The sequence below is a fragment of the Pseudoduganella lurida genome, assembly GCF_007830455.1.
Taxonomy (GTDB): Bacteria; Pseudomonadota; Gammaproteobacteria; order Burkholderiales; family Burkholderiaceae_D; genus Rugamonas; species Rugamonas lurida.
On sequence record NZ_VLLB01000001.1, the window covers coordinates 116,620 to 138,861 of the forward strand.

Here is a 22,242-nt window from a genome sequence, read left to right on the forward strand (position 1 = left end):
ATGGGCAGCATTGACCAGGCCATCGTCGAAGCGCTGCTGGCCCAGCACATTTTCCTGCTGCGCTTCGCCGCCGGCGAGCGCGAGGCCGTGCTGCGGATCCTCACCACGATGGAGGAGGAGCTGCTGGACCGCCTCACGTTCAAGGGGCGGGAGCTGAGTGAGGCCACGCGCGCCGACGTCGCTGCGCTTCTCAAGGAATGCCAGACGGTCATCGGCGACTACTACGACCACGTGACGAGCAGTTCGCTCGACGGCCTATCCGGGCTGGGCCAGGTCGAGGCGAAGGCCACGGCCGGTGCCATCGAAGCGGCGTTCGCTGCGCAGATCACGCCGGCGCTGCCCACCGAGGGCTATTTCCGGGCGCTGGTAAAGAACACCCTGATCGAGGGTGCGCCGGCCGCCGACTGGTGGCGCGGGCAGAACCAGGCGCTGCAGTCGAAGTTCAGCAACGCGGTGCGGCAGGGCCTGGCCGCCAGCGAGACGAACGCGAAGATCATCCAGCGGGTGCGCCGCGACGTCATGCCGATGGCACGCAACCACGCCGCGTCGCTGGTGCAGACCTCCGTGGCCACCGTGGCCGGCGAGGCGCGGATGGAGACGTACCGTCGGAACGACGACGTGATCAACGGCTTCCGCCAGGTCTCGACGCTGGACAGCCACACGACGCTGGTGTGCACGGCGTACAGCGGGAAGGAATGGGACAACGAGCGCCAGCCGGTCGGCCACAGCCTGCCGTTCGTCAGTCCGAAAGGATCCGCCGCCGGCTGCCCGCGGCACTTCAACTGTCGATCGCTGATCGCGCCGCGCACGAAGACGTTCAAGGAGCTCGGCCTGGACGTTCCCGAGTTCCGGGCCAGCACGAAGGCCGCCAGCGGCGGGCCCGTGGCCAGCAAGCTGACGTTCGACGAGTTCCTGACCCGCAAGGGCCCGGCCTTCAGTGACGAGTTGCTGGGCAAGGGCCGCGCGGAGCTGTGGCGCAAGGGCACCATCAGCCTGTCCCAGCTGCTGGACCAGTCTGGCCGGCCGCTGACGCTGGCGGAGCTGCGCGCCAGGTACGAATAGGAGAGCGATATGCAAATGCAACTGAAGATGAAACTTCGCCTGCCGTGGTGGGCGGCGACCTACGTGCGCCTGTGCGCGCTGATCAATGCGTGCGGCGTGCCGGTCGATAGCGCGGCAGTAGCCGACAAGATCGTTCGCAACGCGCGTATGGCGCTCAGCACGACCGAGGCCAGTAAGTAGCACCACAACCGATTTGCATCACCCGGGCTGCCTGAGGCGGCCCTTTTTCATTGCGGCTGCGCCGCCAACCATCCCTGAGGGAAACCAGATGAAAACCAAGCTCTACCACTTCCTGATGCGCTACATGCACGTCACCGGCCTGATCGCATTCGCGTACGACCCGGACGACGCCGACACGAAGGCTGCCCTGAAGGCGGCCGTCGACGAAGCGGTCGCACCGGTGCTGGCGAAAAACAAGGAACTGCTGGGCGAGGTCAAGAAGGCAAAGCGCGGCGCGGAAATCGATCCGGCCGAGCATGAGCGCCTGGAAACGGAGCTCGACGCCACCAAGGCCCAGCTGGCCGACGTCAACAAGCAGCTGAAGACGGCCAACAAGGCTGCTGAGGATGCTGGTAAGGCACTGGACGGCGAACGCGGCTTCACGCAGTCGCTGCTGGTGGACCAGGGCCTGTCCGCAGCGCTGCTGGAAACCGGCGTCAAAAACCCTGCGCACCTGAAGGCCGCCGCGGCGCTGCTGAAGACCTCGAACAAGATCGAGATCGTGGCCGGCGACGACGGCACGCGCAGCGCGCAGGTGGGTGGCAAACCGCTGGCCGAATTCGTCAAAGGCTGGGCCGCTGGCGATGACGGCAAGGCGTTCGTCTCGGCGCCCGTGAACACCGGCGGCGGCGCTGCTGGTGGTTCGGGTAGCGGCGGCGGTGGCAACGTCAAAGGAAATATGGCCGGCACCCCTGAAGAGCGCCGTGCCTGGATCGATGCGAAGAAAGCCGAAGCTGGCGTAACCGATTAAATTTTAGGAGCAACACAACATGGCACTGACCGCAATGCAGGTCTTCCAGCAGTTCATCATGCCCGCCGCAATGGAGCGCCTGGCGCAGCAACTGCAAAAATTCAACGCCGCCAGCAATGGCACCCTGGTCATGTCGACCGAGGGCTTCATCGGCGACTTCCTCCAGAAATCCGCCTGGGCCAACGTGTCGTCTGCGCAGCGCCGTGTCGACCGCTACGCGGCCAACGGCGCCGTCGCCGCTACTCCGCTGCAGCAGTTCAAGGAATCGGCAGTGAAGGTCGCCGGCGGCTTCGGTCCGATCCTGTTCGAACCGTCGCAGCTGTCGTACATCGAGAAGGCAAGCACCGAAGCCATCGATGTGATCTCGATGTCGCTGGCTGACGCGATGCTGTCGGACATGCTGAACACGCTGATCGCCGTCCTGGTGGCCGCCATCAGCAACAACGTCAATGCCGTGAATGACGTCTCCGCAACCGCGGGCCTGTCGCTGGACGCATTCAACAACGCGCACGCACTGTTCGGCGACTCGTCCGGCAACCTGGCCGGCCAGGTGATGAACGGCCGCACCGCCCACAAGCTGATCGGCGCAAACCTGGCCAACAACGCCAAGCTGTTCACCGCCGACAACGTGTTGGTCCTGGACGTGCTGGGCAAGCCGGTGATTGTTACCGACGCGCCGGCGCTGATGCAGGCTGGTACCCCGAACAAGCTGAAGGTGCTGTCGCTGGCGTCCGGCGCCGGCACGGCGATGAACAACGGCGACATCATCACCAACGTCCAGCAGACAAACGGCAAGGAGCGTATCGAGACGACCTTCCAGGCCGACTACACGTACGGCCTGCAACTGAAGGGCTACACCTGGGACGAGGTCAACGGCGGCAAGTCGCCGACCGACGCCGAGCTGGCCACGGGCACGAACTGGGACCAGACGGCCAGCTCGATCAAAAACACGGCCGGCGTCATCACCATCGGCGACGCCTCCAAGTAACCCGCACCGCCCGGCCGCCCGCACGGAGCTGGGCTCACTCGAGAGAGCCCCATGAGCAAAAAAGAATCCCTCCCGGTCTGGCCGCTGGCCGGTCCGTTCTTCATCTATAACGAGGACGTCAAGGAGCTGGCTGCCCAGCACCGCCTGCGCATCGTCGACGCCAACGCCGTGCCGGAAAAGCCGCCGTTCAAGGTCGCACCGAAGTCTGACTGGCCGAAGGTCACGATCAAGGACGAATACAAGCCGGCCAAGGCTGAAAAGGCCGAGCCGAAGGCCAAGACCGCGAAGCAGGACGAGAAGCCCGCCGGCGATGGTGTGGGCCAGGGCGAAGAGCCACCGAAGGAGTAAGCAATGCCAACGACCAATTCCACAGCTGGCGTCACCATTTCGCTCACGGCAGGCCGCAAGCTGACCATTTCCTGCGGCGTAAAGTCGAAAGGGGCGGTGGACATCGTCTCCGGAGTGCCTGATGCAGGCTTTAGCACGCGCCGTGTTTCGTTCGGGGCTCCAGTGGTGCTGGGTCCGTACAACACGGATGCTGTGATCAAGGTGCGAGCAGTGATGGGTTGGGTGAGCTACACCACAGCGGAACTCGCCCCAGAGATCGAGGGTGGCGTTCCGCGCAAAGGCGTTGCGTCGATGAAGTCCATCCCGCTGGGCCTGTATGCTCAGTGGCCAAGCGACAACGCGTATCTGAGCACTTCATTCTGGCCAGGTGCGGGCGCTGGCCGCACAGCGCTGGCGCGCGTGACAGGCGACCCGGCGTTGTTCTACCAGACCACCCCAACAGCCTTGGGTGCGGTGCCCGGCTGCACGGTAACGACGCTCGCTGGTACTTCGGTGGCCGCGGCGAACGCGCTGATGGACTCGTTCGGAAATGTCATCGGTGATGGCGCGGCCTCGATCGTTGCTGCGTGGCTCGCGAAGAACGGCGACATCTTCTTCGTGAGCACGCACGGGGCGAGCAATGGTAACCCGGCTAATCGTTCTGCTCTGTTCAGGGCGCGGCTCAACGCTTCCAAGACGGACGCAACCGTGGGCAGCGACACAGCGGCATCGAACAAGCGGGCATGCATCGATATTGGCCGCTGGCCTCAGACTGCCGCAGGCCCGTGGTCTCGCAATATCCGCATGCTGGCCAGGGCGTCGTTCCTGGAGGCTACGGTGGATGGCGTATCGCATTACTACTACTGCGAATACAACGTCGCGGGAGGTGATCGTGTGCCCGGCGGGCTCAACGACCAGTGCATCATCTACCGGTCGGTGGACCTGGGAGCGACGTGGGAAGTGTTCATGGAGTTGAACACCGGCGGCACGAACATCATCGCGCATTTCCATGGCGCCGTGCAGGACCCGTACACCGGTGTGATCTACTTCATGACCGGCGATTTCAACACGCAGAATGCAGTGATCTCGTACGACGGGAAGTCGCCGAAGCTTGCGGCAAACACGCCCCTCGCCGAAATCAGTTCCAAGCCTGGCTTCAAGTGCATCAACAACACCGAGCTGGTGCGCTTTACGGATCTTTGCTTTACACCGGACAAGATTTTCACGTTGCCGGACGCAGATACGGAAGCCGGCGACGCCACAAGTATTGCGTATGTGAACACCACGCTCGCGCGCGATCTTGGGTACATCGTCAGCGTCAGCCGAAATCCTGAACGTCATGACAAGGTGCCACCCTTCAGTGCGATCCAGCATTCCCGTCTGGGGGCGCTATTCATCTCGTTCCGACAAGACGCCACGCAGCAGGAATATGACGCCTACCCCTGGTACGACCTTCACTCGTGTGATGTCGAAACGTCCGAATGGGTGCTGATCGGTCGGATCAACAGTCGACTCAGCCGATTCGGGCAAAACCCACTTTCGTTCTTCGTTGACCATCTCGATCGAGTGTGGGCTGGAATCACCAACGCTCGCTGGGATGCCACGCTGGATAACGGAATTGGTCAGGTCGCCAGCAAAAGCAGTTCGCTGTGCATCACGATGGGGCCACGCCAGGTTACCCCGTACGTTTTCGAGGGGGGCTGATGATGAAGATCGCCGATGCCAGGTCCGACATTTCAGCCGCGTGGACAGGGAAACAGCTACTTCGCCGATTACCCGCCTTGCTCGCATTGATAGCAATAGCCACTGATGTCTGCGCTGTGGCGGTGATTGGCAGCAGCGCCTACGGTGATGACGCAGATCTCAGGCGCGACATCGTTGCACTCTATCTCCCGAAAGGCGCCAGCCAGGTTTGTAGTGCTTTGGTCCGGTATTTCGGTGGCTACTGCTCGGTCAGCGGAAATGGCGCTTCGCGCGAGATCCTGCTGCAAGACGCTGGCGGTAACGACCCTGCGTTCTACCTCATCATCCCGATACCGGAATAGCTCATGGCACTCATCGTAGAAACCGGCACCGGCCTGGCCAACGCTGCCAGCTACGCCAGTGTGGCCGCCGCCGATGCCTACCACGCGTCGCGCGGTAACGCGCTGTGGAACACGCTCGCCACGGAACGCAAGGAGCAGCTGCTGCGCGCGGCGACGGATTACATGGTCGTCTACGCGGCCTCGTGGTCCGGATCCCGGCAGTATGCCGAGCAGGCACTGGACTGGCCGCGCGACGGCGCCGAAGCGTTCGACTTCGACGTGCCGCAGAGCACGGTGCCGGCCCAGGTGGTGAACGCCTGCGCGGTGCTGGCCCTGAAGGCCGCGGCCGGGCCGCTGCTGCCGGATCCGGCACAGGCGAAGAAGCGGCAGAAGGTCGGGCCGCTGGAAGTGGAGTACCAGGACTACAGCACGTCGACGAAACGCTACGCCAGCGTGGACGCCATGCTGCTGCCGTTCTTCGGCGCCGGCGGCGGTTCGATCTACATGGCCCGGCTGGAGCGCTCCTGATGGATTTCGATTACATACAGACCCGCGACGACGCTCGCCAGGTCCTAATCGACTTCGGCGGCGCCGAGCCCGGGCTGACCTTTGCGCGCACGACGAAGGGTGGCCACGTGCCAGGCGCTGGTGGCCCGGCCGCCGGCAGCACCATCACCACCGTGGCGATCGGCGTCATGCTGCCGTATGGGCAGGGCACCACCGCGCGCGAGGGCTCGCTGATCCTGGCGAGTGACCAGCGCGCGTACGTCGCGGCGGTCGACCTGGGCGGCGCCGAGATCCTGGCGCCGGCGAAGGGCGACAAGTGCCTGGCGCCGGACGGCCAGACCTACAACGTCGAGAACGTGTGGACGACGGCGCCGGCCGGCATCCCGGTGCTGTACGAACTGCAGCTGAGGCGCTGATGGCTGGCCGCTTCACTGCAGACCTGCGCCGCTTCGTGGCGCGGGCGAACGGCAATGCGGACGCGGTGGTGCGCAAGGTGGTGCTGGACCTGGGCACCGCGATCATCGAGCGCACGCCGGTGGGCGATCCGCTCACCTGGAAGCATCCGGCTCCAGCAGGTTACGCCGGAGGCAGGGCTCGCGGATCCTGGAACTACGGCTTCGGCAACGTGCCGCCGCCGGCGCAGCAGGTCGACGAATCCGGCGGCGCATCGATGGCGCGTGTCGTCTCGGGCGTGGCCGGCAACGATGCGCGCGGCCTGCACTACATCATCAACAGCGTGCCGTACATCCGACGGCTGGAATACGACGCCTGGAGCACCCAGGCGCCGGCCGGCATGGTGCGCATCACCATCGAGGAGTTCCAGCACTTCGTCGAGCAGGCATGCAGGGAGGTCAATCGATGAGCGATCCACGCATCCGCGCGGCGCTGGACACGCAGCTGATGACGCTGCCGGATTCGCCGCGGGTGGCGTGGCAGAACGAGGATTTCACGCCCACCGCTGGCCAGGCGTATCTGGAGGCCTGGTTGCTGCCGGCGCGCAACCAGAGTGCCAACATCCGCAGCACGACAACCGTGCACCGCGGGGTCTACCAGGTCAACGTGTGCTGTCCGCAAGGCGATGGCACCGGGCCGGCTGAGACGATCAGTGCGCAGCTGCAGGCGCTGTTCGATCCGACGGCGCCGCCGCTGGAGTTTGCCGGCGTGCCGGTTCGTATCACCCGCAAGCCGGACGTCGGCCAGCCGCTGGACGGGCGGCCCGGCTTCTTCGTTATTCCCGTCTCAATCTCCTACGAATCCATTTTCTGAAAGGGCCATCACCATGGCAGCAAGCAAGAAAGCAATCAATTCGGCAGGTGCAGGCCTGCTGGTCTGCCTGACCCTGCCGGCGACCGACAACGCCGCTGGCTACGAGGCGCTGACCTTCATCGAGGTCGGCGAGATCACCAACATCGACGGTGATATCGGCCGCGTGTACGACCAGATCGAAGTGAACAACCTGCGCCAGCGCCGCAAGGAGTATCGCAAGGGTCCATTTTCCGAAGGCACGCCGTCGATCACGACGAACTACGCGCCAGGCGACGACGGCCAGATCGCCATGGCCACCGCGCTGGGCATGGATACCAATGTGTCGTTCTGCATCGAGCTGAGCGACGGTACCGCGAAATACGCCCAGGGCATCGTGCTGTCGGCGCCGTTCAAGATCGGCGACCTGGCGGGCGTGGTCAGCGGCACGTACAGCATCGCGCTGAACACGGGCATCGTTACCGTCCTGCCGACCTGATTTCTTCCACCAGGTGCTTTTGGCGGCCGCCAGCATGGGGCCGCTTTTTTTCGTCCATACAAAAACATTCCCTCCTTTGGAGCACACGAACATGAAATCCCCTATCGCCCGTTTCGCCCTGGTTGCCGCCGCACTGATCCAGTTCAAGGACTTCGACGGCAAGCCCGCCTACGTCCAGAAGGAAGTGCCGAAGCTGAACGATGACGGCATCCCCGCCATCGAGGATGGCCAGCCCGTGCTGGTCCTGGTCGACGACCTGGACCAGCCGATCGGCGTGCGCATGGTGGCACCAGGCTCGAAGGAGCACCGCGCGGCCGAAGATGCCGTCGCCAAGCTGGCCCGCCAGCGCGCCGAGAAGATGTCGAAGAAGGAGCGCGAGAACAGCTCGTCGCCGTCCATGTTCCTGTGGCTGGGCACCGAGAAGGCCGCCCGCATGGTCACCGAGTTCGTCGGCTTCGACTACGCCGGCAAGGGCGCCAGCGTCGAAAACACGAAGGCCTTCCTGGAAGACCCCGAATGGAAGTTCCTCGCCGACCAGGTGCGCGCCGCGACCGGGGATGACGAGCGTTTTTTGCAGACGGCCTCCGCCAGCTGATCCGGCGGGCGCAGCACCTGGCGTGGCTCGACTGCACGCCGGAGAAGGCGAAGCTGCCGCGTCGCTCGTCTCTCGTCCTGCGCCAGAAGCAGGGCGAGGAAGTGCTCGAGCTGGAACAGACGGAGCTGGAGCCGTCGCTGACGTACTTGATCAACTACCTGTTCCAGGTCGGGCCCACGATGGGCGACCAGGAGCTCACGTTCGGCGAGATGAGCGCCTGGTGCGAGCGCAGCGGTGCTGACCTTGATGACTTCGAATCGCTGGCCCTGAAGCAGATGAGCCGCGCCTACCTGTCGATGGCGCACCAGGCTCGGGATCCGAAATGCATCTGCCCGGCGTTCGACGCGCCCGACCTCGACGAGATGGAGCCTGAAGACGCTGCGGAGCAGCGCACGAAGGTGGAGCAGGGCCTGGCGAAATGGTTCGCGTCAGCGGAAGACGCGCACGGCAAACGCGGTGCGGTGAAACAGAAAGGGAAGTAGATGACCGATATCGCAGAACTGGGGATCCGGATCGACTCGCGCCAGCTGCGGCAGGGTGGCGATGCGCTGGACGACTTCGCGCGCCGCGGTGCGAACGCCGAGGTATCGGCCGAGAGCCTGATGGGCGTTGTGAAGTCGCTGGGCAAGGGTCTGGCCGGCCTGGCCCTGATCGTGAAGGCGATGGACTTCGGCGACGCCATCGTGCGCGCCCAGCGCGATTTCGACAAGCTGAACGCCTCCCTCATCACCGCCACGGGCTCGGTCGGCAACGCGGGCCAGGCCTTCGCGGCCCTGCAGCGCTTCGCGGCCACGACGCCGTACAGCCTGAAGGAAGTGTCGGACGGCTTCATCAAGCTGCGCAACCTGGGCCTGACGCCGTCGGAGCGCGCGCTGCAGTCCTACGGCAACACGGCGTCCGCGATGGGCAAGAGCCTGAACCAGCTGGTCGAAGCGGTCGCCGACGCCGCTACCGGCGAGTTCGAACGCCTGAAGGAATTCGGCATCAAGTCGAAGAATCAGGGCGACACGATCGCCTTCACGTTCCAGGGCACGACGACCACGGTTGCGAACAACGCGGCCGCAATCGAAGGCTACCTCATGAAGCTGGGCGAGGTGCAGTTCGCCGGCGGCATGGAGCTGCAGGCCAGCACCCTGGATGGCGCGATTTCCAACCTGGCCGACACGTGGGATATGACGCTGCTGGCGTTCGCACAGACTGGCTTCGGAGATGCGGTCATGGCTTCCACGCTCGCGCTCGCTGGCGCCCTCACGGATCTCCAGGCGATCATTCGTTCGACCACCGGCGACTACGACGACCAGAAAAAGGCGATTCAGGAGCTCCGCCCACTGCACGACGCGCTCACAGAAATTTTTACAGTTGGCGCGGTCGCTGCGAAGCTTGCTTCCAGCGCGGTTACGGCCCTCACCGCGAATGTGGAGGCCTACTGGGCAGTGCTCCAGGCCGCAATGAAAGGGCAGCACGAGCTGATCCCAGGCATCCTCACTGCGCGCAAGAAGCAGATGGAAGAGGAAGCGCAGATGACCAATGCCCAGGTTGAGAAGATCCGATGGGCGGCAGCAGTCGCAGAGAAGGTGCGCGAAAACGAGCGTGCAGCGAAGGAGCGCGAAAAATCTGACGACCTGGCGCGCTACGCGATCGTCACGAAGGCCGTCCAGACGCAGACGGCGGCGCAGAAGAAGTCCGCCGACGAGGCCGCCAACTGGGCGAAGAAGACGCTGGAAGCAGGCCGCGACACGATCTCGGTGATGCAGGCTGAGCTCGCTGCCTTCGGCGAGCTGGGCCCGGAGCAGAAGAAGTCGATCGCGATCCGCGCCGACCTGGTGAAGTACGCCAAGCTGCTGTCGCCCGAGATCCGCAAGAACATCGCCGCGCAGCGCGACGAGATCGATGCGCAGGAGCGCATGAATCAGGAGCTCGAGCTGTACCTGAAGCTGATGGATGACCGCGCCGCGGCCGGCCAGCGCGACATCGACGCCGCGACCGACAGCACGAAGTCGCTGCTGGACCAGGTCAAGTACTACGGCCTGACCGAGGCAGCCGTACTGCGCCTGCAGCTGGCGGAGCTGCAGCGCAAGCAGCAGAACGCGGGCGACAACGCGCTCGAGCAGAACCGGCTGTTCCAGCTGATCGCTGCGACCGAAGACCAGATTGCCCTGCAGGAAAAGCTGGGCAAGATGAAGGCCAACGCCGACTTCTGGACGTCGCTGGAGAGCACCGCGCACAGCACGTTCACGTCGATCTTCGACGGCAGCAAGAACGCGGCCGAGCGCATCCGCGACACGTTCAAGAACATCCTGTTCGACTGGCTGTACCAGATGACCATAAAAAAATGGATCATCAACCTGCAGGCGGATGCCTCGGCCAGCGGTCTGCCGTCCATCATCGGCGCGGTCTCTGGCAGCGGCAGCAGTGCCGGCGGCACGGGTGTCATGGGCAATGCGTCGAGCCTGATCAGTGCTGGCCGGATGATCTACCAGGGCTTCACAACCGGCCTGTCCGGCACGGTAGGCGGCATGGTGACGCAGTTCGGTAACCTGCTGGGCTCGCAGGCGGTGAGCGCGTTCGGTACCGGCCTGGGCCTGACCGGTGCGCAAGCCGGCGCAGCATCCGGCGCATACGCTGCGGCCGGCAACGCGACGGCTGCCAGCGGCATTTCTGCAGGCGCCGGTGCCGCGGGTGCAATCCCGATCATCGGCTGGATCATCTCCGGCATGATGGCCAACAACAAGTTCTTCAAGCAGGGCTGGAACATCGACGGTCAGACCGGCGATATCGCCAAGTCCCTGCTGGGCAGCACGCTGAAGGGCAACCCGTTCGGGGCGCTCGGTGCGACGGCGACGGTCGGCATCAATGCTGCCAACAGCCTGCTGAAGAAGATCGGCCTGAACGACCAGATGGCGTCGCTCATCTCCGGCTCGTCGCTGTGGACGCGTGCCTTCGGCCACCAGAAGCCGACGATCGAAACGCAGGGGATCCAGGGCACGATCAGCGCGTCCGGCTTCAGCGGCGAGGCGTTCGCCAACATCCTGCAGAAGGGTGGCTGGTTCCGGTCCGACAAACGTTCGACGCAGACGGCCGCACTGTCTACCGACACCGATGCGAACTTCGACAACACGATCCTGGCCATGGTCGCGGCGGTGAAGGGCTTCGGCAGCGCGATCGGCGCCGAGACGAGCGTCATCGACGGCTACAGCAAGGCGATCAAGCTGACGCTGACGAACGACGAAGCGAAGAATCAGGAGCTGATCGCCGCGGCGTTCGGCGGCGTGGCCGACGACCTGGCCACGTTGCTGGTGCCGAGCATCGCGAAGTTCACCGCGGAAGGCGAGACGGCCAGCACGACGCTGCAGCGCATCGCCACGGACTTCGCCAATGTCACCACGGTGCTCGATTCGATGGGCGTCACGAGCCTGCAGGCGTTCGGTGCGGTGGGCGTGGCCACGATCGAGGCGCGCGAGCGCCTGATTGCGATGGCCGGTGGCATCGATGCGCTGGCCCAGCAGACGGACTTCTTCACGCAGAACTTCATGACCGACGCGGAGCGCATTGCGCCAGTCCAGAAGGCGGTGAGCGAACAGCTGGCGGCGCTGGGTTACACCGGCGTGTCCACCAGCGACCAGTTCAAGGCCGCGGTGATGGGCCTGGCCACGTCGGGCGCGCTGGCGACGGAAGCAGGCGCAAAGACGTACGCGGGCCTGTTGGCGCTCGCGCCAGCATTCAAACAGGTCTCGGACTATACCGACGGCCTGGCGAAGGCTGCTGCCGATCTTGCGGCACAGCAGGCGCTGGAAGATGCCGCAAAGGCAGCCGAAGAGGCCCAGCGGGCTGCGAAGCTGACGCAGGACCGGCGCGCGCTGGAAATCCAGATCATGGAGCTGTCCGGCGATGCTGTTGGCGCCCTGGCTGCCACGCGGGCCGACGAGCTGGCGTCCGTGAACGAGACGCTGCGACCGCTGTACGAGCGCATCTACGCCCTGCAGGACGAGCAGGCGGCGGCGGAGAAGGCGGCGCAGGCCGCGGCGGAAGTGGCACAGGCGCTGCAATCGAGCGCCGACGCACTGCGTGGCATCGCCGCATCCGCTCTGGCCGACCTGCAGCGCTCGGTGGCGGCGCAGAAGGATGCTGTGAAAGCAGCGTTCGATCTGAGTATGGTGGCGATCGGAAAAAGCATCGACACGATCAACGCTTCGATTGCGAAGACCACGGCGCTGTCGCAGTCGCTGAAGTCGACGCTGTCGGGAATGTCGGTGCAGGGCAATGAGGGCGTCAACCGCGCTGCAGCACAGGCGCAGATCCAATCGGTACTAGCAATTGCAAAGGCCGGAGGCGCGCTGCCGGACGTGGACTCGATCAAGGATGCCCTGGCGCTGGCATCGAAATCGGACACGAGCGACTTCGCAACGTTCCTCGACTACCAGCGGGACTTCGCGCGGACGGCTTCCAGCATCCAGGAGCTGTCCGACCTGACTGACACGCAACTCACCGCCGAGCAGCGGCAGCTCGCGCTGCTGACGGACCAGAAGGACCTGCTGCAGAAGCAGTATGACGCCGAGGTGGCGCGTCTCGACGGCATCCTGGAGAAGGCGCAGGAGCAGATCGACGTGTTGAATGGGATCGCGACTGGCGTGCAGACGATTCCATCGGCACTGGCCGCCTTTGCTGCCGCTATCCAGGCCGCGATGGCCAACCCGATAAATGGCGCCGCCACGCAGACTCAGGCGGCCTACAGCCAGTATCTCGGCCGCGACGCATCACAGTCCGAGATCGACTACTGGAAAGGCCAGGCCGCCAACGGTGTGAACGTGGGCGCCGCAGTGGGTGGTTCCGACGAGGCACGCATCCAGGCGCTGTACCGCGAGCTCCTGGGCCGCTCCGGAGACGCTGCAGGCGTGGATGCATGGGAGGCCGCGTTGGCGGCCGGGCAGAGCTGGGATCAGATCCGCGGCGGGTTCATGTCGAGCGACGAATACCAGAAGCTGCACCCGAAGGGCTTCGCATCTGGTGGCTCGCACGCAGGCGGTTGGCGCGTCGTGGGCGAGAACGGCCCAGAGCTGGAGAACACGGCGCCGTCGCGTATCTATTCGAACAGTGCCAGCTCGGACCTGTTCGGCGGCCTGGAGGTGCGCATTCAATCGCTGGAGACGGTGATGGCCACCGGCCTGTCCCGCCTGATCGCGGAAACGAAGCGCGGCAGCGATGCCGTGGAGAACTTGGACGAGCGCGGTGTGCTGCAGCGCGATGAAATGGAGATTGGTTAATGACGCTGCGCATCATCCGGCCCGCCTGGGCCGACGACGACCTGGTCGCGGTCGCCGACATGCTCGTGGTCAGCAACGTAGCCGAAGACGTGCTCTTGTGGGACCCCGTCCCGACTTACGCAGTTGGCGATCGCCGGCGCCGCGACACGACGCATCGCATCTACGAGGCCGGTGCGCCCAGCACCAACAAGGTGCCGGAGACGAACCTTGCGGGCACGCCGGCGCCGTGGATCGATGTGCAGGCCACGAACCGGTTTGCGATGTTCGACGCGGTGAACAACACCGTCACCAGCAACCCCGAATCGATCGACGTGACGTTGAGCCCTGGCCGGTTCAACTCCCTGTACCTGGGTGGCCTGGATGCGGCGACGGTCGATGTCACCGTGGCCGTCGACGGCGTGGTCGTCGATTCCCGGCATCTCGAGCTGCTGGTCGATAACGTGTTTTCATGGTCCGAGTGGCTGAGCGAGCCGATCATCCGCGACACCGACGCCGTGCTGTTCGACCTGAACGGCTACGGCGGCGCCACGCTGCGCGTCGTCATCAGCCAGCCGGAAGGGGTGGCGAAGTGCGGCACGCTGGTTGTTGGGCGTTCGCGCGTGCTGGGCGAGGTGCAGAGCAGCGCCGGCTTCCGCATCAAGGCCAACACCTCCTACAAGGAAAACGGCTTCGGCGGCGTGAAGAAGACGAAGCGCCCGGGCGCACGCCGCATTCAGGCGCAGGTGTTCGCGTCCAACGCGATGTTCGACGAGGTCAACCGTTTGATGATGGAGTACGACGGCGACACGCTGCTGTGGTCCTTCTCGTACGAATACAAGACGCTCAACGCGCTTGGCTACAAAGAGGACTTCGATTCGACCATCAAAAACGAATCGGGTTTTTTCTACAACCTGCAGGTACTGGGAATGATCTGATGGCACTACCGCAAACCAATATCACCGCTTACGACGGCATCGACATCCCGACGCGCGCCGACCCGGCCAACTGGGACCAGCGTAGTGAGGACGGCTGGGGTCGCCTGAAGCCGGGTGCTGACCAGCACAACGTGCTGGCCGGTCAGGTCAACGTGATGGCCACGGCGGCGAACAACAGCGCTTCGACGGCGGCGCAGGCCGCGATCGACGCCCAGGGCTACCGCAACGAAGCCAATGGTGCGAAGAATGACGCCAATCAGGCGAAGACGGACGCCCAGGCGGCGCGTGCCGGCGCCGAGACTGCGCGCGATGCCGCGCAGGGGTATTCCGAGGCGCTGGCCGGCACCAGCAGCACCTCGCTGGTCGTCGGCATCGGCGTGCGCACCTTCACCGGCGCCGGCCTGGCCGGCAAGAAGTTCACGCCCCAGCAGACGCTGAAGGCTGTCAGCCCGCTGGATGCCAACAAGTACATGGTCGGCACCGTGTCCGCCTATACCAGCAACGGCGCGCAGTCGTCGCTCACGCTGCTGGTGTCGGACGTGAACTCCCTGACCAATGGCTCGACCGGGAACAGCTGGTCGATCGCCGTCAGCGGCGTCGCAGGGCCACCGGGCCCTGTCGGCGGCCTGAATGGCGGCAACCTCGCTGGCTCCCTCAACGAGAAGCAGGCAGCCGACGTGCCCGTCTCCGCGAGCCCGGACATCTGGAGCGGTGCCGGCAACGTGGTGCCGCTGGTGGGCGACGGCACCTGGTCGGACCTACCCGACGCGCCTCAGGCCGGCACCAGTCGAACGGTCCGTATCACGGGCCTCGTTCTGCTGAAGGCCGGCGCCAAGCTGCACGTCCAGGGTGGTACCCAGCGCCTGCGTCCCGGCGACCGCGTCGAGGTGCTGGCCGAGGGTATCGCCGGCCCGTTCAGCCTCACCATCCAGCCCGCCCTGGGCCATCTTCCCGCGATGTACGCGGCAATCCTCGCACTGTAAGGCAGACAACGATGAACACGCATTTCCCAGCTTTCCCGCAAACTCCAGAAATCCTCCCCGCCGTGGCAACTGCGGCGTGCAACCCGGTCGATGGGGCGGGAGCAGTGTTTCTCTGCAAGGGCAAGGAAGACGGCACGATGCTTGTGGGCCTCGGTGCCATGGCCCGGGGCACGGTCAGTGCCGCAGGCCTGCTTCTGTTCCTGAGCAAGGACAACGGCACCACAAAGCAGCTGATCGATGCGGCCTTTTACGGCGGCTTCAACCTCAGCACCACTGCCACCATCCCGCGCGCGCAGTTCACGCGCTTCAGCGAATCCACGCCCTTCCGCCTGGGCAAAGACCAGGAGCTCTACGTTGGCAGCATGGTCGCGCTTCCCGCCGGCTTCGTGTTCGAAGCGGAAGCCGTTCACTTCTGAGGGGAGGCGATGTCGATTACAAGCGTCAGGGCTCTCTCGCGCATGCCGCACGCAGGTTGCAACCCGCGTGTGCCTTTACCTCGTGGCGGGAAGCTGGCCAGCCGAACGAAGGAAGTTACCCTTCGACCTGGGACATCCTCGTGGACAGTTCCGCTCGATGCGAAAGGGCCGGCGACGGTGGTCGGTATTGGTGGCCGGGCGTTTGCCTACGAAGTGTATGGCAGCACGAAGTACTACACGAATCCTTCCCGCACGAACACGTCGCTCTACGGTCCTGACTACCAAGGCACGTTTCTGATGACTGCAGAGGAATACAGCCGCTACGGAATCCCGAGCGACTACTGCTTCCCATCGAACGAGACGGGGTACTACGGCGTGCATCCGTACGGGTTCGATTACTACGGCTACGAGCAGTGCTACTACTACAACAACATCTCGAATACGAACGAGCAGGCGACGTTCCGAACGAATGTGGGCAACACCGGTGTGCCATCGATCACGTACTACTTCCCGGCGAACACGCTCACGCGATTCCAGATGGACTTGGCGCCCGGCTCGTCGGTGGCCCTGTACATCCCCGATGACGGATTCATCCGCGTCATCTACGAAGTCTGAGCTTTCAGCACCAGTCCGCTACCTCGACAGCAGGCCACCTTCGGGTGGCTTTTCAATTTAGGAACCCATGAATCCATCACCCCCACCGCACGACCCGAGTTTCAACCTCGATGTCCTCCTCAGCTGGGTGCTGCTGATCGGCCTGTCCCTGTGGGGCGGCGTCGCCTCGTTCATTCGCAAGATGAAGGAAGGGCACGCACGCGCCTGGAACTTCACTGAGCTGCTGGGCGAGTTGGTCGTCGCCGGCTTCACCGGGATCATCACCGCGAACCTGTGCGACTACATGGCCGCGCCGCCAGCGCTGAAATACGCCCTGGTCGGCATCGCCGCACACATGGGTTCCCGCGCGCTGTTCAAGCTCGAGGGCGTGCTGAACACGAAATTCAATCTGCCGGCGGACGCGCCGGCGCCAACCAAGGAATCCGGCAATGAATCTCACCAGTGAGCAGCTGCACCAGATCGCGCCCGCCGTCGGCCACGCTGTCGGCGCCTACGTCGGCCCGCTGAACGCCGCGATGTCACGGTACGGCATCGACACGCCGCAGCGCGCCGCCCACTTCCTGGCGCAGATCGCGCACGAGAGTGGCGACTTCACGCGCTTCCGGGAGGACCTGAACTACAGCGCCGTCAACCTGCTGCGCACGTGGCCGAAGCGCTTCACGAACCAGGTGGAGGCGCAGGCCTACGCGAACCAGCCCGAGAAGATCGCCAACTTCGTCTACGCCAACCGCATGGGCAACGGCGACCAGAAATCGGGCGACGGCTGGCGGTACCGCGGCGCCGGCTGGATCCAGCTCACCGGCAAGAACAATCAGCGCGCGGCGGCGCTCGAGCTTGGCGTCATCGATGCCGATATCGGCAACTGGCTGGCCACCGTGCCGGGCGCCGCGCTGTCGGCGGCCTGGTTCTGGTGGAAGAACGGCTGCAGCCGCTGGGCGGATACGAACAACGTCGACGCCGTTTCGGACATCATCAACATCGGCCGGCGCACCGAGAAGGAGGGCGATGCGATCGGCTACACGAAGCGCCTGGAGCTGACCCAGCGCGCGCTGAAGGTGCTGTCGTGACGCCCGCGCAGCTGAAAGCCCTCGTGATCGGCGGCGGGCTGCTCGGCGCGCTGGCCCTGGCCGGCTGGAGCGGCCATTGGGTGGGCGCCGCCCGCGTGCAGTCCGCATGGGATCTCGATAAGGTCGCCCGGGCCAGCGCTCAGGAGAAAGCCGTGCTGGCCGCCGTGACCGCCAACGAAAAGGCCCGCCAGGCCGATATTTCCGCCACCAAGGCCACCCTGGCCACCTACAAGGAGAATCTCCGTGAAGCCAACGAGCGTATTGTCGCTGAGCGTGCTGCTGTTGATCGCATCCGGCTGCGCATCTCAATCCCCACTCGTGTGTGCGCCGCTGCCGGCCCCGGCGAAGCCCCAGGCACCGGACCAGCTGATGCAGTCGGAGCCGTCGAAAGCATCGAGCTACCAGAGCCAGTTGAACGGGGTCTTCGAGACCTCGCAGAAAGCGCCGACAGCGAAGTAGCACGGCTCCGCGCGAAGCTGCACGGCCTGCAGGACTGGGTCCGCACGCACGGTTTCTACGAAGTAGGGGAGTAGCGTCGGTCACGCTGATATACTGTGTTTTTGTACAGTATTATTGCAACATGTCCGCAACCACTTCCTCCATGGGTCCGCCGGTGCAGAGCGAGCGGCGCAAAGGCCTGCCCGTCACGGTGGTCATGCTGCGCCGCGATGGCCAGCGCCTGACGTCCGGGGAGTTTCACGCTGCGCCGCGGCTGCGCGGGGAATTCATCCTGCGACCCACAAGCCGGCACCAGACGGGCGGCGGCGCCTCGCACATGGCGGAACTCATCGTGGCCGGCGCCCTCCATTTCACCCCGCTCGGCCTGCCGCTGTTCAATCCCACGATCGAGCTGGCTGATCATCGCGGCTTCGTTGTGAGCGGGTACGAGATCCATTCGGCCGGTGGCAAGCTCGCCCACGTGGAGCAGGCCTGGCTTGTAACTCCCCATGGGGGAGTGTGATCGTTGTCGGAGCAGGCGCGAACAGTTCAGTTGCAAATCTGATACTTCAAACTTCGTTTTCGGGTACGTCCGTGGAGCGATGCGCAGGCGTATGCAGGATTCGCTGCACCAGCCCCTCATCTAAATGAGAAGCTTGAGCATACGCAAGCGCGTCCTCTGGCCCCAGCATCGCCCAAAACACCAGCGCGACTTCAACTTTTCGAGCAGTAAACGTATCCTTACGGCGCTCTTCGTCCATGTCTGCGACACCTGTCTGAATTGTCGAGCAGACAGTATGCAGGGCTTCTGAGTCTAAAAATCTATTGAATTGTCACACTGCTGCCTGCGTCGCTGACCTAATGCGTGAGATATGCGGAATCGCGTGTGGTGCGCGATACCATAACCTTCTAGCAGCCGTTTCGCTGAAGCAGTCCTACCGCTGCATAGTAAGCGGACGGCCGCCGAGATCACTGCGGAACGAATATGGTCAGACCGTCTATCGTTATTTATGCTGCTTGCTTGTGGTAGATCAAATGTCCGACGCATTTTTTACCGGAGAATTTTTGCAGGAGGACACATGGAGAGAATGCGGATGACCATGACTGATGGGGGAGCGGCTTTACGGGCGCTAGCAGATGAGTTGTCAGCTACTCACGCTGACCCTTTTACTGCAAGCTTCTTTGACGAGCACTGGGACGAGATTGTCAACGTATTGGCATATCTAACGGACACGCCGCTCGGCTGCCAAATATCCGACTGCAAACCACCTTGAGAGCCGCATTCTATCGTGGATTCCAGATCACTGTATATTAGGCAGTCCTGAGAGGATATGGAGTAGGGAGTAGGGCTACTTCATTGTCCGACCCCGCAGGTTCTGCAGCATCGGATTGTCGCCGGTGCGTATCATTGCATCGACCGCCTCCAGCGCCTTGTCGAACTGCTTGGTGCGCAGGTGGGTCAGGACCAGCAGCACGCCGGCGCGCCCGCCGCCCGGGTCCGCCTGGCTGGCCTGTTCCAGTTCGGCGATGGCGCGCGGATTCTCGCCCAGCCCGAGCCGGCTCACGCCATGTGCCAGCCGCAGCGACGGGGCATCCGGCTTCAGCTGGCTGGCCTTTTCGAAATAGCCGGCCGCCCGGTCGAAGTGGCGCGCACGCATCTCCGCTTCGCCAGCGAGCGCCAGCAGCTCCACGTCGTCCGGCGTCTTCTCCACCAGCGGCCGGATCAGCTTGAGTGCTGCGTCCGCCTGGCCGTTGCGCAGGGCCACGGTGGCCAGCAGCTTGGTCGCATAGGCATTGCCGGGATCGGACTCGAGGAAGCGGTTCAGGTGGCGCTCGGCCTGGATGTTCGAGCCCAGTGCCAGCTCCACCGCGCCGGCCAGCAGCACGCTCGGCATATGGTCCGGCACGGCGCGCAGCACCTGCTGCAGCTGGTCGAGCGACGCCTTGTAATGTCCTTCGCGGAAATCGAGCAGCGCCTGGGAATAGAAGATCAGCAGGCTGTTCGGCTGCGCCTTGCGCGCCTGCTTGATCTGGTCGCGCGCCTTCGTGAAGTTGCCCGCCTCGATATCCAGGTTGGCGAGGTCGACGTGGGCCTGCACATTGTCCGGCTTGATCTTCAGGATGCGTTCGTACGTGGCGCGCGCCGCCTCGCGTTCGTTGCCGGCACGCTGGAGGTCGCCCTTGAAGCGCAGCGAATCGACGCTGTCCGGATGCTGGGCGATGGCCTGGTCCGCCAGCTGGTCCGCCTGGCCCGTCTGGTTGGCCGCCAGCGCCACCTTGGCCAGGCCCAGCGTGGCATCGGCGAGACCCGGCCGGGCATCGAGCGCGCGCTGGAACTGTGCCCGTGCGTCGTCCGGACGGTTCAGGCCCAGCAGTGCATGGCCGCGCGCCGCGAGCGCTTCCGGCGTGGCCGACTCGGCGGGCAGTTCGTCCAGCACGCGCTGGTACTGGCCCTGCAGCAGCAGGGCGCGGCCCAGGGCCGGCAGCACGGTGCCCGGCGCTGCACCCAGGTCGCGGGCACGGCGCAGTTCCTTCTCGGCCGAGGCCATGTCGCCCGTGTCCAGGTACAGCTGCCCCAGCATCAGCCGCGCGGCCCCATTGTCGGGCTGCTGCTGGACCGCGTTCTTCAGCTGGATGATGGCCGCTTTCGGATTGTTCTGGTCGCGGTAGCGGCGCGCATCGGCAACCAGTTCGTCGGCCGGCGGGGTGCGGCTGCAGGCGGCCAGCGACGTGGCCAGCGTGCAGGCCAGCGCAAGCTGCAGGGGCAGGGAGGACAGCGTGGTGCGAAAGCGGTTCGGCATGGCGATCTCCGTGGCGGGCTGAAATGCCAGCGTAGGAAATCGCGGGACCGGCATCGTTGATCGTGCTCAACGATGCCGGCGGCGCGTGCTACCGATGCTACCGATGCTATTGCAGCACGGGGTGCCGGGGGCGGGGAGCCGCGGCGCGCGCCTGCCGTCCCGGCAGCGGCGCCAGGGGACGGGCACCGGCGCCGATCAGCCCCCGCTGCGCGGCCACCACCACGGCATGGGTGCGCGCCGTCGCATCGAGCTTGCTCATCAGGCCCTTGACATGGGTCTTGACGGTGCCCACGCCGATGCCCAGCTCGCGTGCGATCGACTTGTTGCAGCAGCCCCGCGCCAGCAGCTGCAGCACGTCCGTCTCGCGGCCGGTCAGCATTTCCCGGCTCAGGCTGTCGGCGACGCAGCGCGTCACCGCTTCGGACAGGTAACGCATGCCCATGCCCAGCTGGTGCACGGCGCGCGCCAGTTCGTCCGCGGCGCAGTTCTGCAGCAGGTAGCCATGCACGCCGCTGTCCATCGCGGTGCGCACCTGCCATTCCTTGTCGAGCTGCGTCACGATCAGCACCCGCGGCGTGGCCCTGAAGCGTTCGCCGGCCAGCTGGCGCGCCAGCGCGATGCCGGTATCGTGGTCCGTCACGAGCACGTGCGCCTGCCCCTGGGCGTGGGGCTGGCGCGACTGCGTGGTGAGCGTGAAGCCGCCGTGTTCGGCCAGCAGGGCGTGCAGGCCGGCCGTCATCACGGGATCGGCGTGCATGATATGGACATGGGGCAGGGTTGCGTGCATGGGAATTCTCCTGTTCCGCCGTGGCGACGTGCCTTGGCTTGTCATGCATGCATGATGGAACGCCCGGCGGCGCGCGACAAGTTAAGCAATGTTAAATCGCGTGACAATGGCCGTTGCTGCTTGTCGGAGCATGCAAGAAAAGTCGGGGGGAAAGCGGAGGCGAGGAGCGGGGAGAGGGCGAACGCACCGGCGGTGGGCCAGCGCCGGAATAGGCCCTCGCCGCGCCGGATTACTTCAGCTGGCCACTGGCGGCAAGCCAGCGCGCGGCGCCTTCGCTGCCGCCCTTTGCCAGCGAGACGAGACGCAGGGCTGCCTGCGGATGACGGTGTTCGGCAGCCTGGGCGTACAGCGGCCAGGCCTTGTCCTGCTCGCCGCCCGCGCCGCTGCCGGCACGCTGGTACATCTCGGCAAGCTGGAACGCCGACTCGGAATCGCCGGCCCGGGCCGCTTCCTCGAACAGGCGCATCGCCTCGCTGCGCTGGGGCAGCTTGTTCTGGTACAGCATGCCCAGTTCACGTTTGGCGACGACGGAGCCCTGTTCGGCCCACTCGCGCAGGCGCCGCTCGGCGGCAGCACCACCATGCTCGCCGAGGCGCTGGGCAACCGCCTCGATCACGGGGGCGGGCGGCACGACATCGTCGCGCGCCTGGCAGGCTATCAAGGCGCCCACCATCACGAAAACCGACGAAATGAGCATGCCGGCCTTGTTGAATAATTCCATATTGTTCTTGTTGCCTTATTCAAGC

The 22,242-nt window shown here is 64.8% G+C and carries 27 protein-coding genes; 23 read left to right on the top strand and 4 right to left on the bottom strand.

Annotated elements, in window-relative coordinates; genetic code table 11:
* From IP91_RS00565 to IP91_RS00670, 23 genes are all read left to right on the top strand, one after another.
* Nucleotides 1–1,062 (top strand): structural protein, encoded by a 1,062-nt coding sequence (locus IP91_RS00565; protein ID WP_145646754.1) that lies wholly within the window; start codon nucleotides 1–3, stop codon nucleotides 1,060–1,062.
* Nucleotides 1,063–1,071: 9 nt separating this feature from the next.
* Nucleotides 1,072–1,242, top strand: a complete 171-nt coding sequence (locus IP91_RS25915; protein WP_158643038.1) for a hypothetical protein — start codon at nucleotides 1,072–1,074, stop codon at nucleotides 1,240–1,242.
* Between the two features lie 88 nt (nucleotides 1,243–1,330).
* Nucleotides 1,331–2,032: a hypothetical protein gene (locus IP91_RS00570; protein ID WP_145646756.1), complete on the top strand. Its 702-nt coding sequence runs from the start codon at nucleotides 1,331–1,333 to the stop codon at nucleotides 2,030–2,032.
* 19 nt (nucleotides 2,033–2,051) lie between these two features.
* On the top strand, nucleotides 2,052–3,020 hold the full coding sequence (locus IP91_RS00575) for a major capsid protein (protein ID WP_145646758.1): 969 nt from the start codon (nucleotides 2,052–2,054) through the stop codon (nucleotides 3,018–3,020).
* 51 nt (nucleotides 3,021–3,071) lie between these two features.
* A complete protein-coding gene (locus IP91_RS00580; protein ID WP_145646760.1) occupies nucleotides 3,072–3,368 on the top strand; it encodes a hypothetical protein in 297 nt (98 codons plus the stop codon).
* A gap of 3 nt (nucleotides 3,369–3,371) precedes the next feature.
* Entirely contained in the window at nucleotides 3,372–5,051 is a 1,680-nt protein-coding gene (locus IP91_RS00585) for a hypothetical protein (RefSeq protein ID WP_145646762.1), read from the top strand.
* Nucleotides 5,051–5,392 carry a hypothetical protein gene (locus tag IP91_RS00590; RefSeq protein ID WP_145646764.1) on the top strand — a complete coding sequence of 114 codons (342 nt, stop codon included), beginning with the start codon at nucleotides 5,051–5,053 and terminating at the stop codon, nucleotides 5,390–5,392. The genes IP91_RS00585 and IP91_RS00590 overlap by 1 nt, the downstream gene beginning before the upstream one ends.
* 3 nt (nucleotides 5,393–5,395) lie before the next feature.
* Nucleotides 5,396–5,899 carry a DnaT-like ssDNA-binding protein gene (locus tag IP91_RS00595; protein ID WP_145646766.1) on the top strand — a complete coding sequence of 168 codons (504 nt, stop codon included), beginning with the start codon at nucleotides 5,396–5,398 and terminating at the stop codon, nucleotides 5,897–5,899.
* Nucleotides 5,899–6,294: a hypothetical protein gene (locus tag IP91_RS00600; RefSeq protein WP_145646768.1), complete on the top strand. Its 396-nt coding sequence runs from the start codon at nucleotides 5,899–5,901 to the stop codon at nucleotides 6,292–6,294. The genes IP91_RS00595 and IP91_RS00600 overlap by 1 nt, the downstream gene beginning before the upstream one ends.
* Nucleotides 6,294–6,740, top strand: coding sequence for a hypothetical protein (locus tag IP91_RS00605; RefSeq protein ID WP_145646770.1), 447 nt, complete (start codon nucleotides 6,294–6,296; stop codon nucleotides 6,738–6,740). Before IP91_RS00600 ends, IP91_RS00605 begins: the two co-directional genes overlap by 1 nt.
* Entirely contained in the window at nucleotides 6,737–7,144 is a 408-nt protein-coding gene (locus tag IP91_RS00610; RefSeq protein ID WP_158643039.1) for a phage tail terminator-like protein, read from the top strand. Before IP91_RS00605 ends, IP91_RS00610 begins: the two co-directional genes overlap by 4 nt.
* Before the next feature lie 13 nt (nucleotides 7,145–7,157).
* The gene (locus IP91_RS00615; RefSeq protein WP_145646775.1) at nucleotides 7,158–7,619 is read left to right on the top strand and encodes a phage tail tube protein; all 462 of its coding nucleotides are present in this window, start codon (nucleotides 7,158–7,160) and stop codon (nucleotides 7,617–7,619) included.
* A gap of 91 nt (nucleotides 7,620–7,710) precedes the next feature.
* Entirely contained in the window at nucleotides 7,711–8,214 is a 504-nt protein-coding gene (locus IP91_RS00620) for a hypothetical protein (RefSeq protein ID WP_145646777.1), read from the top strand.
* A 101-nt stretch (nucleotides 8,215–8,315) separates the two neighbouring features.
* Nucleotides 8,316–8,696, top strand: coding sequence for a phage tail assembly chaperone (locus IP91_RS00625; RefSeq protein ID WP_145646779.1), 381 nt, complete (start codon nucleotides 8,316–8,318; stop codon nucleotides 8,694–8,696).
* A complete protein-coding gene (locus tag IP91_RS00630; protein WP_145646781.1) occupies nucleotides 8,697–13,475 on the top strand; it encodes a DUF4214 domain-containing protein in 4,779 nt (1,592 codons plus the stop codon). It begins immediately after the preceding gene.
* Nucleotides 13,475–14,389 (top strand): hypothetical protein, encoded by a 915-nt coding sequence (locus tag IP91_RS00635; RefSeq protein ID WP_145646783.1) that lies wholly within the window; start codon nucleotides 13,475–13,477, stop codon nucleotides 14,387–14,389. Before IP91_RS00630 ends, IP91_RS00635 begins: the two co-directional genes overlap by 1 nt.
* Complete coding sequence (locus tag IP91_RS00640) at nucleotides 14,389–15,372, top strand: hypothetical protein (protein ID WP_145646785.1); 984 nt, start codon at nucleotides 14,389–14,391, stop codon at nucleotides 15,370–15,372. Before IP91_RS00635 ends, IP91_RS00640 begins: the two co-directional genes overlap by 1 nt.
* 11 nt (nucleotides 15,373–15,383) lie before the next feature.
* The gene (locus IP91_RS00645) at nucleotides 15,384–15,788 is read left to right on the top strand and encodes a hypothetical protein (protein ID WP_145646787.1); all 405 of its coding nucleotides are present in this window, start codon (nucleotides 15,384–15,386) and stop codon (nucleotides 15,786–15,788) included.
* 297 nt (nucleotides 15,789–16,085) lie between these two features.
* Entirely contained in the window at nucleotides 16,086–16,403 is a 318-nt protein-coding gene (locus tag IP91_RS00650; RefSeq protein ID WP_145646788.1) for a hypothetical protein, read from the top strand.
* Between the two features lie 67 nt (nucleotides 16,404–16,470).
* Complete coding sequence (locus IP91_RS00655) at nucleotides 16,471–16,848, top strand: phage holin family protein (RefSeq protein WP_145646790.1); 378 nt, start codon at nucleotides 16,471–16,473, stop codon at nucleotides 16,846–16,848.
* Complete coding sequence (locus tag IP91_RS00660) at nucleotides 16,832–17,470, top strand: glycoside hydrolase family 19 protein (RefSeq protein ID WP_145646792.1); 639 nt, start codon at nucleotides 16,832–16,834, stop codon at nucleotides 17,468–17,470. The genes IP91_RS00655 and IP91_RS00660 overlap by 17 nt, the downstream gene beginning before the upstream one ends.
* Nucleotides 17,467–18,003, top strand: a complete 537-nt coding sequence (locus IP91_RS00665; protein ID WP_145646794.1) for a hypothetical protein — start codon at nucleotides 17,467–17,469, stop codon at nucleotides 18,001–18,003. The genes IP91_RS00660 and IP91_RS00665 overlap by 4 nt, the downstream gene beginning before the upstream one ends.
* Before the next feature lie 47 nt (nucleotides 18,004–18,050).
* Entirely contained in the window at nucleotides 18,051–18,431 is a 381-nt protein-coding gene (locus IP91_RS00670) for a hypothetical protein (RefSeq protein ID WP_145646795.1), read from the top strand.
* Nucleotides 18,432–18,477: 46 nt separating this feature from the next.
* Here the strand turns inward: IP91_RS00670 and IP91_RS00675 are convergent, their stop codons facing one another.
* The 4 genes from IP91_RS00675 to IP91_RS26145 form a co-directional block, all read right to left on the bottom strand.
* Nucleotides 18,478–18,669 carry a hypothetical protein gene (locus IP91_RS00675; RefSeq protein WP_145646797.1) on the bottom strand — a complete coding sequence of 64 codons (192 nt, stop codon included), beginning with the start codon at nucleotides 18,667–18,669 and terminating at the stop codon, nucleotides 18,478–18,480.
* A gap of 588 nt (nucleotides 18,670–19,257) precedes the next feature.
* On the bottom strand, nucleotides 19,258–20,709 hold the full coding sequence (prsT, locus tag IP91_RS00680) for an XrtA/PEP-CTERM system TPR-repeat protein PrsT (protein ID WP_158643040.1): 1,452 nt from the start codon (nucleotides 20,707–20,709) through the stop codon (nucleotides 19,258–19,260).
* A 106-nt stretch (nucleotides 20,710–20,815) separates the two neighbouring features.
* A complete protein-coding gene (locus IP91_RS00685; protein ID WP_229473715.1) occupies nucleotides 20,816–21,496 on the bottom strand; it encodes a response regulator transcription factor in 681 nt (226 codons plus the stop codon).
* A 229-nt stretch (nucleotides 21,497–21,725) separates the two neighbouring features.
* Nucleotides 21,726–22,217: an SEL1-like repeat protein gene (locus IP91_RS26145; protein ID WP_199754460.1), complete on the bottom strand. Its 492-nt coding sequence runs from the start codon at nucleotides 22,215–22,217 to the stop codon at nucleotides 21,726–21,728.
* Between the last annotated feature and the right edge of the window lie 25 nt (nucleotides 22,218–22,242).

What these genes read in the sequence shown, in the direction of transcription:
- IP91_RS00595 (WP_145646766.1), top strand. Translation starts at nt 5,396, where the DNA reads ATGGCACTCATCGTAGAAACCGGCACCGGCCTGGCCAACGCTGCCAGC.
- IP91_RS00655 (WP_145646790.1), top strand. Translation starts at nt 16,471, where the DNA reads ATGAATCCATCACCCCCACCGCACGACCCGAGTTTCAACCTCGATGTC.
- prsT (WP_158643040.1), bottom strand. Translation starts at nt 20,709, where the DNA reads ATGCCGAACCGCTTTCGCACCACGCTGTCCTCCCTGCCCCTGCAGCTT.
- IP91_RS00570 (WP_145646756.1), top strand. Translation starts at nt 1,331, where the DNA reads ATGAAAACCAAGCTCTACCACTTCCTGATGCGCTACATGCACGTCACC.
- IP91_RS00685 (WP_229473715.1), bottom strand. Translation starts at nt 21,496, where the DNA reads ATGCACGCAACCCTGCCCCATGTCCATATCATGCACGCCGATCCCGTG.
- IP91_RS00565 (WP_145646754.1), top strand. Translation starts at nt 1, where the DNA reads ATGGGCAGCATTGACCAGGCCATCGTCGAAGCGCTGCTGGCCCAGCAC.
- IP91_RS00610 (WP_158643039.1), top strand. Translation starts at nt 6,737, where the DNA reads ATGAGCGATCCACGCATCCGCGCGGCGCTGGACACGCAGCTGATGACG.
- IP91_RS00615 (WP_145646775.1), top strand. Translation starts at nt 7,158, where the DNA reads ATGGCAGCAAGCAAGAAAGCAATCAATTCGGCAGGTGCAGGCCTGCTG.
- IP91_RS00645 (WP_145646787.1), top strand. Translation starts at nt 15,384, where the DNA reads ATGAACACGCATTTCCCAGCTTTCCCGCAAACTCCAGAAATCCTCCCC.
- IP91_RS00635 (WP_145646783.1), top strand. Translation starts at nt 13,475, where the DNA reads ATGACGCTGCGCATCATCCGGCCCGCCTGGGCCGACGACGACCTGGTC.
- IP91_RS00630 (WP_145646781.1), top strand. Translation starts at nt 8,697, where the DNA reads ATGACCGATATCGCAGAACTGGGGATCCGGATCGACTCGCGCCAGCTG.
- IP91_RS00585 (WP_145646762.1), top strand. Translation starts at nt 3,372, where the DNA reads ATGCCAACGACCAATTCCACAGCTGGCGTCACCATTTCGCTCACGGCA.
- IP91_RS00580 (WP_145646760.1), top strand. Translation starts at nt 3,072, where the DNA reads ATGAGCAAAAAAGAATCCCTCCCGGTCTGGCCGCTGGCCGGTCCGTTC.
- IP91_RS00650 (WP_145646788.1), top strand. Translation starts at nt 16,086, where the DNA reads ATGACTGCAGAGGAATACAGCCGCTACGGAATCCCGAGCGACTACTGC.
- IP91_RS00660 (WP_145646792.1), top strand. Translation starts at nt 16,832, where the DNA reads ATGAATCTCACCAGTGAGCAGCTGCACCAGATCGCGCCCGCCGTCGGC.
- IP91_RS00605 (WP_145646770.1), top strand. Translation starts at nt 6,294, where the DNA reads ATGGCTGGCCGCTTCACTGCAGACCTGCGCCGCTTCGTGGCGCGGGCG.
- IP91_RS00600 (WP_145646768.1), top strand. Translation starts at nt 5,899, where the DNA reads ATGGATTTCGATTACATACAGACCCGCGACGACGCTCGCCAGGTCCTA.
- IP91_RS00590 (WP_145646764.1), top strand. Translation starts at nt 5,051, where the DNA reads ATGATGAAGATCGCCGATGCCAGGTCCGACATTTCAGCCGCGTGGACA.
- IP91_RS00620 (WP_145646777.1), top strand. Translation starts at nt 7,711, where the DNA reads ATGAAATCCCCTATCGCCCGTTTCGCCCTGGTTGCCGCCGCACTGATC.
- IP91_RS25915 (WP_158643038.1), top strand. Translation starts at nt 1,072, where the DNA reads ATGCAAATGCAACTGAAGATGAAACTTCGCCTGCCGTGGTGGGCGGCG.
- IP91_RS00575 (WP_145646758.1), top strand. Translation starts at nt 2,052, where the DNA reads ATGGCACTGACCGCAATGCAGGTCTTCCAGCAGTTCATCATGCCCGCC.
- IP91_RS00640 (WP_145646785.1), top strand. Translation starts at nt 14,389, where the DNA reads ATGGCACTACCGCAAACCAATATCACCGCTTACGACGGCATCGACATC.
- IP91_RS00670 (WP_145646795.1), top strand. Translation starts at nt 18,051, where the DNA reads ATGTCCGCAACCACTTCCTCCATGGGTCCGCCGGTGCAGAGCGAGCGG.
- IP91_RS26145 (WP_199754460.1), bottom strand. Translation starts at nt 22,217, where the DNA reads ATGGAATTATTCAACAAGGCCGGCATGCTCATTTCGTCGGTTTTCGTG.
- IP91_RS00675 (WP_145646797.1), bottom strand. Translation starts at nt 18,669, where the DNA reads ATGGACGAAGAGCGCCGTAAGGATACGTTTACTGCTCGAAAAGTTGAA.